This window comes from Microcoleus sp. D3_18_C4, from assembly GCF_036702355.1.
GTDB lineage: Bacteria > Cyanobacteriota > Cyanobacteriia > Cyanobacteriales > Microcoleaceae > Microcoleus.
In genome coordinates this window covers 111,208-128,516 of sequence record NZ_JAUBTF010000002.1, presented here as the reverse complement: position 1 = coordinate 128,516, position 17,309 = coordinate 111,208, and the positions used below count along the sequence as shown (strand labels likewise).

The 17,309-nt window shown below is 46.7% G+C and carries 14 protein-coding genes; 9 read left to right on the top strand and 5 right to left on the bottom strand.

Annotated features, from left to right (window positions below; translation table 11 throughout):
- Window positions 1-9: 9 nt before the first annotated feature.
- Window positions 10-3,159 carry a BTAD domain-containing putative transcriptional regulator gene (locus tag QUA90_RS01485; protein WP_333443510.1) on the bottom strand — a complete coding sequence of 1,050 codons (3,150 nt, stop codon included), beginning with the start codon at window positions 3,157-3,159 and terminating at the stop codon, window positions 10-12.
- Window positions 3,160-3,569: 410 nt separating this feature from the next.
- Here QUA90_RS01485 and QUA90_RS01480 point away from each other — a divergent pair, with 410 nt between their 5' ends.
- From QUA90_RS01480 to QUA90_RS01450, 7 genes are all read left to right on the top strand, one after another.
- On the top strand, window positions 3,570-4,415 hold the full coding sequence (locus QUA90_RS01480; protein ID WP_333443508.1) for an SMP-30/gluconolactonase/LRE family protein: 846 nt from the start codon (window positions 3,570-3,572) through the stop codon (window positions 4,413-4,415).
- Window positions 4,416-4,539: 124 nt separating this feature from the next.
- A complete protein-coding gene (locus QUA90_RS01475; RefSeq protein ID WP_333443506.1) occupies window positions 4,540-6,279 on the top strand; it encodes a hypothetical protein in 1,740 nt (579 codons plus the stop codon).
- Between the two features lie 154 nt (window positions 6,280-6,433).
- Window positions 6,434-7,030 (top strand): Uma2 family endonuclease, encoded by a 597-nt coding sequence (locus tag QUA90_RS01470; protein WP_333443504.1) that lies wholly within the window; start codon window positions 6,434-6,436, stop codon window positions 7,028-7,030.
- 307 nt (window positions 7,031-7,337) lie between these two features.
- Window positions 7,338-8,801, top strand: coding sequence for a DUF1565 domain-containing protein (locus tag QUA90_RS01465; protein WP_333443502.1), 1,464 nt, complete (start codon window positions 7,338-7,340; stop codon window positions 8,799-8,801).
- 352 nt (window positions 8,802-9,153) lie between these two features.
- Window positions 9,154-9,489, top strand: coding sequence for a photosystem II reaction center protein Psb28 (psb28, locus tag QUA90_RS01460; protein ID WP_333057059.1), 336 nt, complete (start codon window positions 9,154-9,156; stop codon window positions 9,487-9,489).
- Between the two features lie 186 nt (window positions 9,490-9,675).
- On the top strand, window positions 9,676-10,182 hold the full coding sequence (locus QUA90_RS01455; RefSeq protein ID WP_006632696.1) for a MogA/MoaB family molybdenum cofactor biosynthesis protein: 507 nt from the start codon (window positions 9,676-9,678) through the stop codon (window positions 10,180-10,182).
- Between the two features lie 277 nt (window positions 10,183-10,459).
- Entirely contained in the window at window positions 10,460-11,320 is an 861-nt protein-coding gene (locus tag QUA90_RS01450; RefSeq protein ID WP_333443500.1) for a methylated-DNA--[protein]-cysteine S-methyltransferase, read from the top strand.
- 112 nt (window positions 11,321-11,432) lie between these two features.
- Here QUA90_RS01450 and QUA90_RS01445 read toward each other — a convergent pair whose 3' ends face one another.
- The 4 genes from QUA90_RS01445 to QUA90_RS01430 form a co-directional block, all read right to left on the bottom strand.
- The gene (locus QUA90_RS01445) at window positions 11,433-12,335 is read right to left on the bottom strand and encodes an alpha/beta fold hydrolase (RefSeq protein WP_333325998.1); all 903 of its coding nucleotides are present in this window, start codon (window positions 12,333-12,335) and stop codon (window positions 11,433-11,435) included.
- A gap of 12 nt (window positions 12,336-12,347) precedes the next feature.
- A complete protein-coding gene (locus QUA90_RS01440; protein ID WP_333326000.1) occupies window positions 12,348-12,794 on the bottom strand; it encodes an Mth938-like domain-containing protein in 447 nt (148 codons plus the stop codon).
- Window positions 12,795-13,273: 479 nt separating this feature from the next.
- A complete protein-coding gene (locus QUA90_RS01435) occupies window positions 13,274-13,597 on the bottom strand; it encodes a hypothetical protein (RefSeq protein ID WP_333326002.1) in 324 nt (107 codons plus the stop codon).
- A 288-nt stretch (window positions 13,598-13,885) separates the two neighbouring features.
- Window positions 13,886-14,836: a class I SAM-dependent methyltransferase gene (locus QUA90_RS01430; protein ID WP_333326004.1), complete on the bottom strand. Its 951-nt coding sequence runs from the start codon at window positions 14,834-14,836 to the stop codon at window positions 13,886-13,888.
- 331 nt (window positions 14,837-15,167) lie between these two features.
- Between QUA90_RS01430 and QUA90_RS01425 the strand changes: the two genes are divergently transcribed.
- Together QUA90_RS01425 and QUA90_RS01420 are read left to right on the top strand one after the other, a co-directional pair.
- Entirely contained in the window at window positions 15,168-16,070 is a 903-nt protein-coding gene (locus QUA90_RS01425) for a hypothetical protein (RefSeq protein ID WP_333326006.1), read from the top strand.
- A 288-nt stretch (window positions 16,071-16,358) separates the two neighbouring features.
- Complete coding sequence (locus QUA90_RS01420) at window positions 16,359-17,300, top strand: glutathione S-transferase C-terminal domain-containing protein (RefSeq protein ID WP_333443589.1); 942 nt, start codon at window positions 16,359-16,361, stop codon at window positions 17,298-17,300.
- Window positions 17,301-17,309 lie beyond the last annotated feature (9 nt).

The window sequence follows — 17,309 nt, the reverse complement described above, 5'->3', positions numbered from 1 at the left end:
TAAGATAATTTAAGCGTTTTTTGCAGGAATTTTTTGCATCTGTTCGATCGCCCGATCGACAGCAGTGCGGGCACGGAAACTCAGCGCAGGACGATCTATGCGATCGCGCAGCGATTCAAACCGCGCGATCGCCCCTTCTCGATCGCCCAAACCTAAAGCACCCTCAATCAAAATTGCCCAAGCCAGAGCAATCTCGCTGGGATGATCGACCGTCTGAGCAGCTTCTAAAGCAGCTTCAGCGCGGGCTGTTGCCAAAAGGGGTCGATCGCACTCTAAATCCACTTGAGCCGCCCCAATCAGCACGTAAGACAGCATCCGTTTGGCATCCACCTGTTGCAAAGTCGCGATCGCCCGCTCCAAAGCAGCATCTGCACCAATTTGCTGAAGCTGATAGTTTGCTAAAGCTAAAAGCGCATTGGCCACCGCACCTTCACTGCCTTCGCCTTGGATTTTGGCGGATACGATCGCCATTTCCTGACAATAAGGCAAGGCCGCAGCCGGATCGCCCGCTTCCAGTTCCGTCATCGCCAAATAGCTGAGGTTATAAAACTCGCACCAGTGATCCTGCTGGGCCGCGGCCGATCGCCACGCCTGTTGCCACAAAACTCGCGCTTGGGCATAGTTCCCGTGATGGCGCTGTACGGCACCCAACCCTTGGTCAATTCCGATGTTCTTCAAACCAACTCTCTCAGCCAGGGACTGCGCCTCTAGCAACAATGCTTCTGCCCGCGCCATTTCCCGTCCAATTTCCGCCAAGCAAGACCCGCCATAGGCCAGCAATCGCACGGCAGTAGCTGGACTCGATGCCCGACTTACCTCTGCTGCCCGCAGCGAGTGTTGGTGAACGTTGGCGAAGTTGCTGCGATCGAAATGCAGGATCACCAAGGCCTCCAGTCCCGTGGCTTCTGCTTCTTCTAAGCCGAGAGCATTTGCTTCATCGATTAAGCGGTGCACCTCCCTGTCGAGTTGAGAAACTCGATCGCCCGTAACGCCTGCGATCGCGCTAACCCGCAGCAATTTTAAATGCAATTGAATGCGAGTGCGATCGTCAAGTCCTTGACACTGCTCAATCCCAAGCTGAGCCAATTCTGATGCTTCCGCGTAGGCAAACAATTTCAAGCAACGTTCGGCGGCACAGAAGGCGCTAGAAGCGGCTAATTCTCGATCGCCCCCGATGGCGGCGTGACGAGCAATATCGCCAGCCCAGGCGTTGTCTGGTGTGGAGAGTTGATGCAACTTATGAGCAATTTGCAAATGGATCAAATGGCGGCGCGGTTGTGACAACTGCCGGTAGACAGCCTGACGCACAATATCGTGAGCAAAGTCATAGCCGATTTCGTCACCGAGAGAGGCGCTGGGACGGATAATAGTTTGTTGTTCGAGCTGTTCGATCGCCATCAGCAATTTCGGCAGCGGATAGTCTGCCACATGAGCCACCGCTGTCGGTTTAAAGCTGCGCCCCAATGCTGCTGCCCAAGGCAAAAATTCGCGAGCCATGTCATCTAATTGGTGGAGACGATCGCGGATCAAAGCCTCTAAATTATCAGCATGAGTAGAGCGATCCTGGGACAATGCCCGGGCAACTTCCAGCGCAAACAGGGGATTCCCGCCACTATCGATAAATACGCGCTCCACTGCTTCTGGAGATAGCTCTAACGGATTAACCGCTTGCTGTCTGCGAATCAATTCAGCCGTTTGTTGTCGATCGAAAGGCTGCAATTCCAGCGTTAGCAGCCGTCGCTCTCGTCTGAGTGCCTGCACCACCCGCGAGATGCCCGCATTCTCCTCTAGTTCCCTGGAACGCCCGGTGCAGGCGAATAAAATCGGCTTATGACTCAGCAAGCGGATGGCGTAATGTAGCAATGCCGATGAGGCTTCATCGATCCACTGAATGTCATCTAGAATGACGATTAACGCAGCCTCACTGGCAGATTGAGCCAGCAATTGTACCACCGCATCAAACAGATGACTGCGTTCGCGCAAGGGTGCCGGAGGCATATCGGGCGGAGCTTTCCCAGGTTGAGCGAGCTCTGGGAGTAAGAAACCTAGCTCTGGCGGAATGTTGAGGGCGGGGGGAATAACGAGCGATCGCAAAACATCAATCCAGATACCGTAGGGTCGCACCATCTCGGCGGCAAATCCGCGTCCCCACAGCACTTGCACCGCCTGTGCCGTGACTCGTAGCTCTTCCAGCAAGCGAGTTTTGCCGATTCCGGGTTCGCCCGCAAGCAAGAGCACTGGCGATGTCTCAGGGGTGGCGTTTGCGGCGCAGTTCGCAAGCAATATCGGCTTTGCCCACTGCTGAATCAATGCCCATTCGCGATCGCGTCCCACTAGAGGCGACAAAGCCAAAGGTGAGGGAAACAAATTCGTTTGGGGTGGCCCGGCGGAGTGAGACGAGGGTTGAATGTCGGGCGCTTCGTCTTCCAGCAACAGTTGCTCGTAGAGCTTGCGAGTGATCGCACTAGGGTCAACTCCTAGTTCCTCGCGCAGCAAAGTCATGCAGCGGTGGTAGACTTGGAGTGCATTGGCGCGATCGCCGTTCAAATGGTGCGATCGCATCAAAGCTGCGTAGCTGGTTTCGTGCAACGGATCGATCTCCAGTAAGCGCTGTGCAGAGCGGATTGCAGCCCGATAATCACCCTGAGCTTCCGACAGGCGAGTCAGAGATTCGAGCGCATGGAGCAATTTCTGTCGCAGGTGTTCGCGCTCTGGAAAAATCCACTCATCCTCACAACTCGGCAGCAAATCACCGCCGTAAAGTGCGATCGCTTGCTCCCAGGCTGTTCTGGCACCGTTAACATCTGCGGCTCGTTCCGCTGCTTCTGCTGCGGCGAATGCCCGTTCAAACTCAGCCACATCCAGCACGAAAGAGGCATGGGGATTCCATTGCAGGGTTTTGGCATCCGCCAGCAGGTAGCGATCGGCATCGGGGAGTCCCTGACGCAGGTGATGCAATTCCCGGCGCAAGTTGGTGCGAGCTTGGGCCTCGGTGGAATCGGCCCAGAATTGAAAGGCAAGCCGCTGACGGGTTTGGGGCATATCGCGATGCAGTACCAGGTAAGCCAACAAAGCTTGCGGGCGCTCTGTTGTGACACCGACAACGGGCTGGTCTGCACAGGAAAGGCAGAATCCGCCTAGTAGTTTGATATCTAACATAGAAAGCATATAGCTAGATATTATTTGTGATTTTAATCCATGCTCCGGCGTGTCAACTTCAGGAATGTCAGCAGGTGGCGATCGCTAATTGAAATGACATTGCTATACTATGTTATCCGCGCGGCGGTCTGTTGGAAGCCACACTTTTGTATTCTTAATATAAATGTAATATAGGTGCGGTATGATCGCTTTTACTACGACTCTCACTCAATGCAATTAACAAGGTCAACATGATCGCCAAAATTGCTACCATCAGCCTCTTGTTTATAGTTTTGACTCTAGCATTCAGCAACACGCTTTTCAAAAATCATCTGTTAAAACCTTTCACTAACAGCAATTTGTCCAACCAATTAACATCTGATTTGACAATCTTGACCGCCCAAACGGAAAACCAGGACAAAAAAAATACCATGCAACGTATTCTCGATGACAGTGCAAAATTAGAAAAACTAGCTGGCGATTTCCAATTTATAGAAGGCCCGATTTGGCATCCAGACGGCTTTTTGCTGTTCAGCGATATTCCCGCCAATATTATCTATAAATTCGGCTCAAATCAGCAAGTTGAGGTATTTCGCAGCCCTTCGGGAAAAGCCAACGGGAATACTTTAGACAAAGAAAACCGCCTACTTACTGGCGAACACGAAAATCGCCGCGTATCCCGCACAGAAAAGGACGGCCAAGTTATCACCTTGGCGGATAGATACGAGGGCAAGCGGCTCAACAGTCCGAACGATTTGGTGGTTAAATCTGATGGCAGCATTTATTTTACCGATCCGTCCTACGGTGTTAGTAAAGATCAGGAAGAATTGGGCTTTTACGGTGTTTACCGACTGGCACCAGACGGAAAATTAACTCTGCTGGTTAAGGATTTGGTGCTGCCCAATGGCATCGCTTTTTCACCAGACGAGCAAAAACTTTATGTCAACAATTCGGAAGCGGGATACATTGCCGTTTTCGATGTAAAACCGGACGGAACTGTTACCAACCAGCAGCTTTTTGCGGAGTTAAAAGACGCTAGTCAAGGCGGAGTTCCCGACGGTTTAAAGGTTGATCTAGAGGGGAATGTTTACAGCACCGGGCCGGGGGGAGTGTGGATTTTTTCGCCGGATGGCAAGCTTTTGGGGAAGATTTCTGTGCCTGAGACGGCGACTAATTTGGCTTGGGGAGACAGCGATCGCAAAACGCTTTATATTACGGGAAGTACAAGTCTGTATCGGATTCGGCTTAAAATTGCGGGCGTGCAGCCTGGAAAATAATCTAAAATTGGGTGGAGTTGAAAGTAAACTGGTTTTTATTAGGGGTAATTGACCGGGCATGATATAATCCTAGGTTTGAGAATCAGTCCTTCCCGATTCTTTAATCTCAAATCTCCAATCTCACATGGTATTAATAGCTCGGTTGCACAAATTTCTAACTGCTACAGTCGATCGCAAATCCCGATCGCACACAATATTTTGGTTAACTCTGAGCCTGACATTTGCCGCCCTCTATGCTATTTTAGGCTTGAAGCAAGCCTTTAGCGGTGAGTATATCGTGCAAGACGATGCGAGGCAGCACGTTTTCTGGATGATGCGATTTGTCGATCCTGAATTATTCCCCAACGATTTCATTGTTAATTACTTTCAATCTGTCGCCCCCGCAGGATACAGCACGCTCTACAAATTAGCCGCAACAGTTGGTATTAACCCGCTATTTCTTCACAAAATATTGCCGCTATTTCTCGGCTTAATCTCGACTTATTACTGTTTTGGGCTTTGTCTAGAAATGCTGCCAGTGCCGATGACTGGGTTTATTGCATCTTTGCTGTTAAATCAGCATATGTGGATGACTGATGATTTGGCTTCCACAACGCCAAGAGCTTTTATATATCCGATATTTCTGGCTTTTTTATATTATTTGTCGCGCAGTTCGTTGCTGCCTTGTTTAGGGGCGATCGCACTTATCGGACTATTCTATCCTCCTTACGCCTTGGTTGCTGCCGCAATATTAGTTTTGCGCCTGTTATGCTGGAAAAACGGCGGTTTGCGCTTGTCGGGCGATCGAACTAATTACCTATTTTGCACTACAGGTTTGGGATTAATATTTTTAGTAATGCTGCCCTATGCCTTAGATAACTCTGAATTTGGCCCAACTTATACCGCAGCAGAAGCGAAGCAAATGGCCGAATTTGCACCAGGTGGAAGAAATGCTTTTTTTCGCCCAAATCCCAAAGATTATTGGTTGACAGGGCGGGGTAGCGGGATGTTTCCCAAGTCGCTGTTTACGCCTGTAACTCACTGTGTCGCGCTGTTATTTCCGCTGCTGCTATTTTTGCGATCGGCTTTTCCCTTAGCAAATCAGATTCAAAGCAAAATCTGGCTTTTGCTTCAGCTATTTCTAGCATCCTCGGCGATGTTTTTTGCGGCTCACGCCACCATTTTCAAGCTATATCAACCCGGTCGCTATACAGCCTATAGCTTGCGATTTATTGTTGTTTTAATAACTGCGATCGCCCTAACTTTAATTATCGATGGAGTCGGTCTTTGGGCTTCAAAAACCACCACAACATTTGATGTAAAAAACCTAGTTGCACTAATTACGACAGCGATTATCGCTATCGCCGTTGTCCTTTATCCCTGCTTGACCGAAAAATTTCCTACCGTTGGGTATGTAGAAGGTAAAATATCGGGTTTGTACAAATTTTTTGAGCAACAACCTAAAGATATCTTGATTGCTTCAATAGCGGGAGAGACTGACCACTTGCCAACATTTAGTCAGCGTTCTGTTCTGGTGGCCAAGGAATATGCAGTGCCTTATCAGAAAGGCTACTACAGCAAATATCAACAGCGACTTAACGATTTAATTCGCGCTCAATACACTCCCAATCGAGCTGTATTGCAAAATTTTATTAATCAATATGGAGTTGATTTTTGGATGCTCGATCGCAATGCTTTCACTCTTGAGTATATAAAGGATGATGGCTGGCTAAATCAATTTGATTCTACACCGGAGGCGACTCTTTCTCTAGAACAAGGGAAAATTCCCGCCTTAGCTTCCGCAATGACAAGTTGTGCTGTTTTTCAAAATGAAATTCTAGTGGTTTTAGATGCTTCTTGTATTGTGAAATTGACCGGGAATTAAGGCGTGGCAGAGCCTTGGGATATGCGTTCTCAGGAAGAGCCTGGGAACTAAGAAGAACTGTTCGGATTCTGAAACTAAAATTGCTGCACGGCTCTTCTGTAGGAGCGATCGCACAATGCGTTATAATGCCCATAAGAGATAATGGTGCGAGTCAATGACACAAGTTCTCGATCGGGAAATTCTCGATGGGCGAGTGGTGCTCAACGGCACTTGGGAGCAATTCAAGTTAATCCAGAAGGTTTCGGAAGATTCCCCTGGCATAAAGTTGTCTTTTTTTGCAGGGGCGATCGAGATTCTGATGCCGGGATTCCAACACGAAAATTTTTCTGAAATCATTGGTTACTTGGTGACTACTTTTCTGCTGCAACAAGGTATTAAGTTTTACCCTTCTGGTTCAATGACGCAGGAGAAGACGCCAGAAGCTTCTACTCAAGCAGACAAATCGTTTTGTTTGGGAGAAGCTAAGTTGATTCCCGATTTGTCGATCGAGGTAGTTTATACTAGCGGTGGACTGAGCAAATTGCCAAAATATCGGGCTTTGGGCGTGCCTGAAATCTGGTTTTGGGAAGATGGCACGCTGCGGCTGTATCATCTCCGGGAAGATGGCTACGAGCAAGTAATTAAGAGTCAACTGTCAGGATTGGAAACGCTGGATATCGATTTGCTAAGACGCTGCATTTTAATGGGTGAAACTGATTTGGCTGAAGCGGTTAAGGTTTTTGGGCAGGGAATCTCGATCGATCGTACATGACAGCAAAACGTTCGATTTTCCTCATGGGCGATCGAAATTTTAGCGGTTTTGGCAACATCTGGAAAAAATAGCATCCCCAGATCCCGGACTTCTTAAATAAGTCGGGTTCTGCTGTTGCTGGGAACGATAAATACAGTCTTTTGTAGGGGGAATCCCCCTGCGGTTGCAACTTCTAATGGGTAATGTTGTGGATATCCTGCAATTAAATAATCTCCGAAATCCAAGGTGAATATAGATCCGGGGTCAAGTTCGCAGACAATGAAAATTGCACAAAAGCTCGCTCGCCAATTATTTCTTTAACAAAAACATGGCAACACTTTACGTCAACCCGCAAACAGGCAGTGATTCCGCAGCCGGCACCCAATCGGCTCCATTCAAAACTATAGCCCGTGCAATCATCGCCCGCGCTGCATCGGGAACTACGATTCAGTTAGCAGCGGGAACTTACAGCGCTGCTAGTGGCGAAAAATTCCCCTTGGAAATTCCTTCGGGAGTAAAACTTATTGGCAATGAAGCTAACAAAGGTAGAGGGATTCTGATTCAAGGCAGCGGCAAATTTCTCAGTCCCACCGCTGCAAGCCAAAATATCACGATACAGCTAGCAACTAATTCGGAATTGCGCGGAGTAACTGTCACCAATCTCGATAGTCGTGGCACGGGAGTCTGGATTGAGTCAACTTCTCCGACCGTAGCTAACTGCACTTTCACACTTTGTAAGCGCGAAGGCGTTTTTGCCACGGGCAGCGCTAATCCTGCGATTCTCGACAACATATTTGTGGCAAACTCTGCGGCTGGGGTGATGATGGCGGGAACTGCTAAGGGAGTAATACGGCGCAATATTTTTCAAAAGACGGGTTTCGGCATTTCTCTGGAAGCTAAGTCGGCTCCTTTGATTGCTGATAACCAAATTTTGGAAAATCGCTCCGGTATAGTTTTAGCGGGGGAATCTCAGCCGATTTTACGCAATAATCGCATCGAAAAAAATACGGAAGACGGTTTGACTGCGGTGGGGAAGTCGCTGCCAGATATGGGTAATGCTCAAGATTTAGGCGGCAATATCTTTCAGAATAACGGCGAATTTGACTTGCAAAATGCGACTGGGGTTAAGATTTTTGCGGGGGGAAATCAGCTCAATTCTTCGCGGGTGAAAGGTTTATTTGATTTGGGCAATGTGACGCCAACTCCGACTCCTGGCGGGCTAAAGTTTAGCGACATCAGCACGCACTGGGCTAAGGATTTTATCGATCGCTTGGCAAAGATGAATATTGTTAGCGGGTTTCCCAATGGCACTTTTCAACCTTACGAGATTGTAACTAGAGCTCAGTATGCGGCTATGTTGGCGAAGGCGTTTGAATTGGTGCAGCGCCGTGATGCGACTGTTTTTAAGGATGTGGCGGCGGATTTTTGGGCCAAGGGAGCGATCGACCAAGCTAATCGAGCTGGCTTTTTGGCTGGATATCCAGACAGCACGTTTCGCCCGGAGCAGAATTTGACTAGAACTCAGGCGATCGTATCTTTGGTAAACGGCTTGCAGTTGGCGGGCGGCAACCCCAATTCTTTGAGCGTTTATGTCGATCGAGCTCAGATTCCCAGTTTTGCCACCGACGAGATAGCAACCGCCACAGAGCGCAAAATCGTGGTCAACTATCCCGCGCGCGAAAAGCTTGCCCCCGCCCACGACATCACCCGTGGCGAGATATCCGCCCTCATCTACCAAACTCTGGTAGCCACAAAGCGGGCCGAGCCCATTAACTCTCCTTACATCGTCTAAGGGAATTGGGAGACAAGAGAGAGGTTGGTTCTTCTGAGATATTGCACCATTCTCAATAATCCTTTCAGGGGGGGATCTCCTGCCCACCCCACAAGAAAATCTACTCTTTGTGGAACAGGCCGGAAACCCTGTTAAGCGAGAATGGTGCAAGATGTGAGTTCTTTGTACCCCAAGTTATCCCATCTCCCCCCCCCTTGTCTCCGATTCCCTCACTCTCCCCCACTCTCACTCACTCTCACGCACTCTCACCCACTCCCACTCGGCCAAGTCTTGATTTGCGAGTACCCGAATCGTTTTATGATTAAACATTAAGAAATTAAGTAAGCAATCCTTAAGGTTCGACTGTCAAATTATGGCTAAAATTCAATTTTCTCGGGGTATAGACGAAGATGCTGTGCCCGAAGTGCGCCTAACCCGTTCTAAAACGGGAGCTCAAGGCACTGCCACGTTTATCTTTGAAAATCCCAAAGCTCTCAGCAGCACCAGTACCGAAGACATTACTGGAATGTACATGATCGACGAAGAAGGCGAACTCCTCACTCGCGAGGTTAAGGCTAAGTTCATCAACGGTCAGCCTGCTGGTTTGGAAGCTCTTTATCTAATGAGAAGTCCCGAAGAATGGGATCGATTTATGCGTTTTATGGAACGCTACTCGGAATCAAACGGCTTAGGATTTAGCAAGGCATAATTGATGGGGAATAGGGCATGGGGTATGGGGCATGGGGTATGTGGCATTGGTTATTGGTTGTTAGTTATTTGATAATGAATAACTAACAACGAAGAAATAACAACTAACTAATGACTTCTTCGCTTTTCCCTCTTCCCTCTTCCCTCTTCCTTCTTGCTTCTTCCTTCTTCCTTCAACATCTGTTATATGACGCAAATTCCTCACCCCGACTTATCTAAAATAACCGTAAACTGCGCTATCATTACTGTTAGCGACACCCGCTCGGCGGAAACAGACAATAGCGGCTTGTTAACTAAGAAGCTGCTAAAAGATGCGGGTCACTCTGTGGTAGCTTACACTGTTGTTAAAGATGATGCAGCCAAAATTGTATTGCAAATGCAGGCTTTTTCCCAGCGTGAAGATGTAGATGCAATCATTTTTAACGGCGGCACGGGCATCGCTCCCCGAGATACGACCTATGATGTGATGGAGAGTTTGCTTGACAGGATTTTACCAGGATTTGGGGAAATATTTCGGTTTTTGAGCTATCAAGAAATTGGTTCGAGGGCGATCGCCTCTCGCGCAGTTGCAGGCGTCTATCAAGGCAAGTTAGTCTTTTCTCTTCCGGGCTCTAGCAATGGCGTGAAACTAGCTGTGGAAAAGCTAATTTTACCGGAATTAGTTCACTTGGTGACGCAGTTGCGCGGAGGATGAGAGCGAAAGTTCGGTTAATTTATTGACAATCAAGCAATTTGGTTACAAATCGTCCGAGGCATCCGTGGAGTGAGAAAAAAGCTTTTAATCCTCATCGCAAGCCCCCGGTTTGATCGGTGAGGTCGCTTTCTTCAATCTCTTCAATCTCTTCAATCTAAAATCTAAAATCTAAAATCGACTGACTGCATTCACCGCAAGAAACGGGTGGCTTTGAGCCTAGTATATGGCTAAAGTAAGGAAACATCAAAATTCCCCTGACTTAGACTAGATGATTTCGATGCAGAATGCCAGTGTCTATGCTAGCGAAGATTATCACCGGATTGCTCGGGCGATCGCCTTTATGCGACAACACCACCTAAACCAGCCGAATCTGGCAACTGTGGCCCAACACATAGGACTAAGTGAATATCATTTTCAACGGCTATTTACTCAATGGGCCGGCATTAGTCCCAAGCGGTTTTTGCAATATCTGACAGTTGAATATGCCAAGTCAAAAATCACTCAGACTAAAAGCCTTCTAGACCTAACATTGGACGTGAGACTATCAAGTCCCGGACGATTACACGATTTATTTGTGAACTTAGAAGCAATGTCACCAGGGGAGTTCAAAGCAGGCGGAGCAGGTTTGCAAATTCGCTATGGCATTCATGATACCCCCTTTGGCAAATCTGTAATCGCGACAACTGCCCGCGGTATTTGTAATCTTTATTTCTTGGATACAACAGACGAACAAACCGCCGAACAAAGACTGCAGTTGACCTGGAAAAAAGCTGAAATCATTCGTGATGAGCAAGCCACTCAATCATTGCGTGACCTGATTTTCACTTCAGAAACTCTCAGCGAGCAAAAATCACTAACGCTCTTGGTAAAAGGCACTAACTTTCAGATTCAAGTTTGGCGAGCACTTTTGCAATTGCCATTTGGGGCGATCGCAACTTATCAGACTATAGCTCAAATGGTAGCACGCCCAACTGCTGCTAGAGCTGTAGGAAATGCGATCGGTAACAATCCTATCGGCTATCTAATTCCGTGTCACCGTGTCATTCGAGAATCTGGAGAACTCGGTGGGTATGGCTGGGGAGTAGAGCGTAAAACAGTCATGTTAGGTTGGGAAGCTAGTCATACAATTTGCGATTGATTATCCTTTTGGTTTGTTGGCGTGGCAATTATGAACCGCCCGGTGCAGACCCGCACGCCCGGTGGTTTAGGAGGGAAGAGCTAAATACCCTTCTCGACCCGATTATGCAGCCCTACTTGAGACTCCGATTGTAGAAATCAGCAACTTTGTCAACGTAAATCTTGGGGTTGGTATTGTAGCTTTCTGGATGTTTCTTCGCATTGGTTTCCCAGTATTCGGCTGAAGGATATGCTCCTCTAAGTTGACGGGAGTTTTCTATAGGAGTATAAGGATCGATCGCACTATGAATAATCAAAACTGGTCTAGGGGAAATACGACCTATCTCCTGCACTGGCGTAGAAGAAGTTAGATCATATCCAGTCAACAAATGTCCAAACATCATGGTAGAAAGAAGAAATATCCCAGGTAATCCTGAAGCTGACTGCCAATGCTTCTGAATAATTGGATAAACCTCAGCGTAACCACTGTCAGTGACCACTGCTCCGATGTCAGAGTCATCTGCTGCTGCTCCAATTACAGTAGCAGAACCCATTGAAAAACCTAAAACCCCAATCTTTTTTGGCTTAAAGCCCCTGATTTTAAGCCAATCCACTGCTGCAATAACATCTCGCCTTTCTGTAATTCCAAAGGTGAAACGAGAATCAGCACTTTGCCCATGTCCTCGCAGATCGATCATAAGTATCGAAAAGCCTTTTTGATTCATAGCTGAACCAAACTCGGCAAACTTTCCAGCAAGCTCACAAGTCCGACTGGAATTCAATCCATGCACTAAAATTAATACCTTGTCTGTTGCTTGTTCTGGAATAAACCAACCAGCAATCTCCACGCCATCAGGTGTACGAAATGTTACATTTTCAGGAGGAACAGCAAAAACAGATGCTTTAAGAGGGTCAAAGCATCTGTTTGGCTTTGAAAGAGTATGTCCTGCATAAGCGGAGATGCCGAAATAGCCAACCACTAGAAATGCTGAGATACCAGAAGCTAACTTGATAAAAAGAGGCTTTTGGGCTTTCATCTATTTTGTTACCTAGTTCTTGCAGATTATTTTCAGCGAATGTTCGATAGAATTTCCTGGCTGCATCGGTACCGCGTTAGCAAGTTGAGTGAAATATTCCCCGACCTTCTTCCCTTGTTGCATTAAATTGTTGAAAAGGTCTACAGCCAATTTGGTAGGCCCAATATAATACTCAATACCTCTTTGATTCAGCAGTTCTTCAGTTTCGGGACAGGTATGTAGCATGAGTTCCATACCACGTGTCAAAACCATAAATTCTATACCTTGCTCTAAAATTTCTTCGATATCAGCAGGTTGAATACCTGGTTGGTGACGAGTACCTGTGAGTCTCCAATCCCATTCCTTAGAACCTCCAGGCCATACTTTACAATCTTTGAATTGACAAGTTTGGCCGTCAGTGGTTACTTTAATACGTCCCCAAGAGATATGAGTAATCAGGCTTTGATGACAATTGCTCATAATATTGTGTATTTATAAAAAAGATAAACAAAAGACATTTAACTAATGTAGATAGGAGCGCCCAACCGCTAAATTGAGATGCCCCCATTAACTTTAGTTAAACTGAAATTATCTCTATTCAGTAAATCAAGGCTCGTTTACAAACATCAAGTCCTTGAGTTAAGCATTCCTCTCGCCACTTTCGAGATATGGGTGCAAACATTTCTACCAACAGATGTTTTGTCCATTCATAGTTCTGGTGTGACTTACGCTCAGAAACCCGGTTTCTACCCTATGTCGATAGACCGAAAATAAATTTTATGGTCAAGGTCAATCTACACTAAAAATAGTGGGTTTCGCTAGCTTTCTAATCATATTGTTTCCGGTTGCATCAGTATTGTTCAAATATCCCAACAGTCAGTTGTCAGGAAATCATAATTTTACTCAACATTCAACAATCATCTCATTCGTGCAACCGGAATCACTATCACCAAGATAGGTTATTCGATGAAAATCCCAGCAACTTTGTCTCCATTCATAGTCATGTGTGCCACAAATTCATCTCCACCATCTTCAAAACTCAGCTTCCACAAATAAATCGGAAAATTACCTTGTTTTATTTCACCAAAATAATTAATTGAGTATCCCTTTTGCAGGCGGGAAGCAAGCTGCTCGCTAACATCGTCAAACATTTTTTGTGTAATGCTCGCTTTGTAGCCTGCATCACCGACTGTAGTAAAAAGCTGGTAATTTTTCGATGCTGTCGCATCCAAGATAACCTGCAAACAATCGATGACGTTTTGAGAGGGGTCGGTCGGGTTCATGCTCATGTCCTTCTTTTAGGGTTCTATCAAAATGTCTAACAAATGGCGCTGTGAATAGCTTCTACGGCTGTCTAATATCAAATCCGGTAGCATCGCCATTATTTATCAGTAGGGGGTGCGAGCGCAGAAATTTTAAAATCCACAGATTAGACTATTTACACTCACCCACCGCCCCAAGGATTGAATAATATCTATGCAACTTTACCATTTATAGCAGTTTTCAATCGAATTAAATAAAGACAGCGTTAGACACGGCACTGCCGTGTCCTACCCGATATCTGTACTTCACTATACTGAAAATCGCTCTATTGCCTCAGCAACAACAGTGCGGTGTCGGACTGTATTGCAAGTAATTGTCGGCTGTGCAAAACCGGAATCTACCAAAGCTTGCTCAATATCCAACCCAAAATACTGATCCAAATAAGGCTCCGTACTCTTGAGCAAAGTCAAAATATAAGGAGGCATTTTGGCATACACTTCCGACTGAGGATTCATATCCATAATTGTCAAATGTCCGCCAACACGTAGCAAACGCCTCGCTTCCCGGAAAATTTCTCTCGTAGCTTTCTGTGGCAATTCGTGACAAACTAAACAAATAGAAACTAAATCAAAAGCAGCCGCAGGCAAACCAGTAGATTCAGCAGCAGCGTGCACCCAAGTGGGAGATTTGTGATTTAAAGATTCAGATTCTCGCTGTTGGGAACGGTATTTAGCAACTGCTAAAAAATAAGGCGACAACTCTACCCCAGTCATCTTCGCTTGCGGGTAAATATCCTGAAGGGCAAAGGTACTCAGGCCCACGCTGCATCCCAAATCAACAATATCCTGCGGTGAAGAAGCAATTTTAGATTTGATGACTTCGTGATAGCTGGCGCGGAGTTTAGCATCGCCTTCTGCACCTGCTTCCGGCCAAATTGTGGCGTGAACTGTACGGGCGGCCACTTCAACTTCTGTAGCAGCTTCCCAACTCATATTACCTTTTTCATAAGCGTGGAATGATGTTAGATAATATTTCGGGTAAACAAGATCGGGATTTTGAACGCTGAGCAATTCTGCATCCCAATTCCGGGACAAAAGTGCTTGGGATTCTTGTCGCCAATGCACTCCGATTTTTTCTCCTCTTTTTATCATCATTTCCCGCGCTTGGTGCTTGGCTAGATTAGCCAAAGGCTTGATGGAAAGGACGCCATTTACTAAGCGCGAGGCTAATCCCGGAGTTTTCTTAACTGCAACCGTCATGTTTTATGTTTTTCTATTTTGCGCCACTTATTTTAACACGCTTAGGCGATTTTGAGTCGGTTAATATAATGAAACTTAACTTTATGCTGGCGAGTGAAATGCAAATGTTTGGTGAAAAAGACTTTTTTTAATGAACCGCAGAGGGCGCTGAGAACGCAGAGTTAGAGAAGAGAGAAAAGATCAGAGTAGGGCAAAAGTGGATCGGGTGGTATAATATTTATTTGTGCTTACCTACTTCCTTCTGGGGAATTCATCGGGAATCTGGAATCGGATTTGCCGAAGTTGGAGTATTTGGAAGAACACTTTAAATCGGGCTATTCAGGAGTTTGTGATGAGCAAATCTATTGTGGAATTGGTTGACAATTTGCCGTCTGGTGGCGTCACTGTGATGATGCTCAAATCCCTCGATTTTGTGGTTCCGGGGGAGTGGCATAATCTAACTGGTTTTGAGAATACTATTCAAGCGGTGACAGGGGAAACAAAGCGCAAATTAGTTGATAAAATTCGCGATCGCGCGATCGAGCTTTACGCCAACCCCAACGAACCCTATCAAGGCGTAGTCAGGCTTTACCAGTTAGCAGACAGCGCCGACAGTGCGTTAGGTGCAACGGCTATGGCGAATAAAATCGGCGAAAACATCGGCTTTCTTTCCTTTCTCAACCGCCTCACTCCCAAAGCTGACACAACTCAAACGATCGACTTGTGCGTCAAAGTGGCGATCGAGCTAATTGCCTTCTGCAAACTTAACAATATTTCCCTTGACAATGTGGGAAGCTTTGGTAATTATTTATCCCATTACAAAGGCGAATCTCTGATGCGGATGGCTGCATTAGTTTGCGCTGACGGTTTAATTCCCCTTGGCCCGGACTTCATTCGAGTAGCACAAAATACCCTAGGCGGATTGAATCCTTCAACTTTGCAGCACAACTCAACATTCCAAAATATCAGCAACCTAATTCCCGGCGCAAATAATTCACAAAAGTTCGGATTTGTGACAACAACTTTCGCCTCAGCGCAAGGTTGGATGAACAATTTAGTACAGTCTCGCGGCTTAACTCCCGCCATAGTTTTAGGCAATCTCAAGCAATACGTTGATGTTACCGATGACAAATTGGATTATGTGGCCGCGTTTTTAGACATGACTACCAATTATTACGAACATACGGGAATTCAGACGGTTGCTCGCCGATTGATCGATCGAGCTTATGCTGAAATAGCCTCTGGCAGATCCTAGAAAACTCGTCGCTCATCATTCTCAAGAACAGGCAAGATGCCTGTTCCACAAAAATTAAATTTTATTGTGGGCCGTTGCTCCTAGCCCGCCCGGAAGGCGGGAGTGCATTATTAATTGCTGAAACCATTGCTTAGTTTGCCTTCTTCCTTCTTCCTTCTTCCTTCTTCCTTCGGCTGTGAGTTAAAATAAGCAGATTATGTTTAGCAAACCTCTTTTAATCGCATTGTGAAAAACAAATCACTTCCTTCATCCGTAACAGTCAAGCTAGGCAAATTTGTCTGGACATCAATGTGGCAATTAATGATGTCCAAACTAGCGCCGCCCGATCGCACGGGAGCATACATTCGCCCCAGCAGCAGTTTCCGCAACTTTGTCAGCACTGCACCAGACAACCCTCACCAGCCCGCTGCGGGACGGTATCGCCTCTTCGTGGGTACGGGATGCCCTTGGGCTCACCGCACTCTGGTGACGAGGGCGCTCAAAGGGCTGGAAGATGCGATATCGGTGTCGATTGTCTATCCCTCTGAAGGGGGAATGTGGGTGATGGAGTCGGAGACTTTTGGCTGCAACACGATGCCGGAACTTTACCAGTTGGCTTTACCGGGCTATCAGGGGCGGTGTACGGTGCCGGTGCTGTGGGATGACTCGAAAAAGACGATCGTCAATAACGAGAGTTCGGAAATTATTGTGATGCTAAACTCGGAGTTTAACGAGTTTGCTAGCAATCCTCAAATGGATCTTTATCCTCTGGATTTGCGAGAACAAATTGACGAGTGGAATGAGAAGATCTACCAATCGGTGAATAACGGCGTTTATCGCTGCGGTTTCGCGCAATCTCAAGCTGCTTATGACTCGGCTTGCAGTGAATTGTTTGCTGTTTTAGACGATATCGATCGATCGCTCTTGAGGAGTCGTTACCTGTGTGGCGATCGGGTGACTTTAGCAGACGTGCGGCTTTTTACTACTCTATTCCGTTTTGATGCCGTTTACTACAGCTTGTTTAAATGCAATGTGCGCCGCATTCAAGATTACGAGCATTTGGGAGCTTATCTGCGCGATTTGTACCAGTTACCGGGAGTTGCGGGCACTTGCGATTTGGAGGCTGTGAAGCGCGATTATTACGGCAATTTGTTCCCGCTGAATCCCGGCTGCATTATCCCCGCTGGACCCGATCCGGCGACTTTGCTCAAAGCTCACGATCGCGCAGGGCTCAGAAACCGGGTTTCTTAACTTAATCTT

Excerpts from the sequence above, each read along its gene's own strand:
- QUA90_RS01445 (WP_333325998.1), bottom strand. The coding sequence starts at position 12,335 with ATGAAAGCCCAAAAGCCTCTTTTTATCAAGTTAGCTTCTGGTATCTCA.
- QUA90_RS01470 (WP_333443504.1), top strand. The coding sequence starts at position 6,434 with ATGACACAAGTTCTCGATCGGGAAATTCTCGATGGGCGAGTGGTGCTC.
- QUA90_RS01450 (WP_333443500.1), top strand. The coding sequence starts at position 10,460 with ATGCAGAATGCCAGTGTCTATGCTAGCGAAGATTATCACCGGATTGCT.
- QUA90_RS01430 (WP_333326004.1), bottom strand. The coding sequence starts at position 14,836 with ATGACGGTTGCAGTTAAGAAAACTCCGGGATTAGCCTCGCGCTTAGTA.
- QUA90_RS01455 (WP_006632696.1), top strand. The coding sequence starts at position 9,676 with ATGACGCAAATTCCTCACCCCGACTTATCTAAAATAACCGTAAACTGC.
- QUA90_RS01465 (WP_333443502.1), top strand. The coding sequence starts at position 7,338 with ATGGCAACACTTTACGTCAACCCGCAAACAGGCAGTGATTCCGCAGCC.
- QUA90_RS01475 (WP_333443506.1), top strand. The coding sequence starts at position 4,540 with ATGGTATTAATAGCTCGGTTGCACAAATTTCTAACTGCTACAGTCGAT.
- QUA90_RS01435 (WP_333326002.1), bottom strand. The coding sequence starts at position 13,597 with ATGAACCCGACCGACCCCTCTCAAAACGTCATCGATTGTTTGCAGGTT.
- QUA90_RS01440 (WP_333326000.1), bottom strand. The coding sequence starts at position 12,794 with ATGAGCAATTGTCATCAAAGCCTGATTACTCATATCTCTTGGGGACGT.
- psb28 (WP_333057059.1), top strand. The coding sequence starts at position 9,154 with ATGGCTAAAATTCAATTTTCTCGGGGTATAGACGAAGATGCTGTGCCC.
- QUA90_RS01485 (WP_333443510.1), bottom strand. The coding sequence starts at position 3,159 with ATGTTAGATATCAAACTACTAGGCGGATTCTGCCTTTCCTGTGCAGAC.
- QUA90_RS01480 (WP_333443508.1), top strand. The coding sequence starts at position 3,570 with ATGCAACGTATTCTCGATGACAGTGCAAAATTAGAAAAACTAGCTGGC.
- QUA90_RS01420 (WP_333443589.1), top strand. The coding sequence starts at position 16,359 with ATGTGGCAATTAATGATGTCCAAACTAGCGCCGCCCGATCGCACGGGA.
- QUA90_RS01425 (WP_333326006.1), top strand. The coding sequence starts at position 15,168 with ATGAGCAAATCTATTGTGGAATTGGTTGACAATTTGCCGTCTGGTGGC.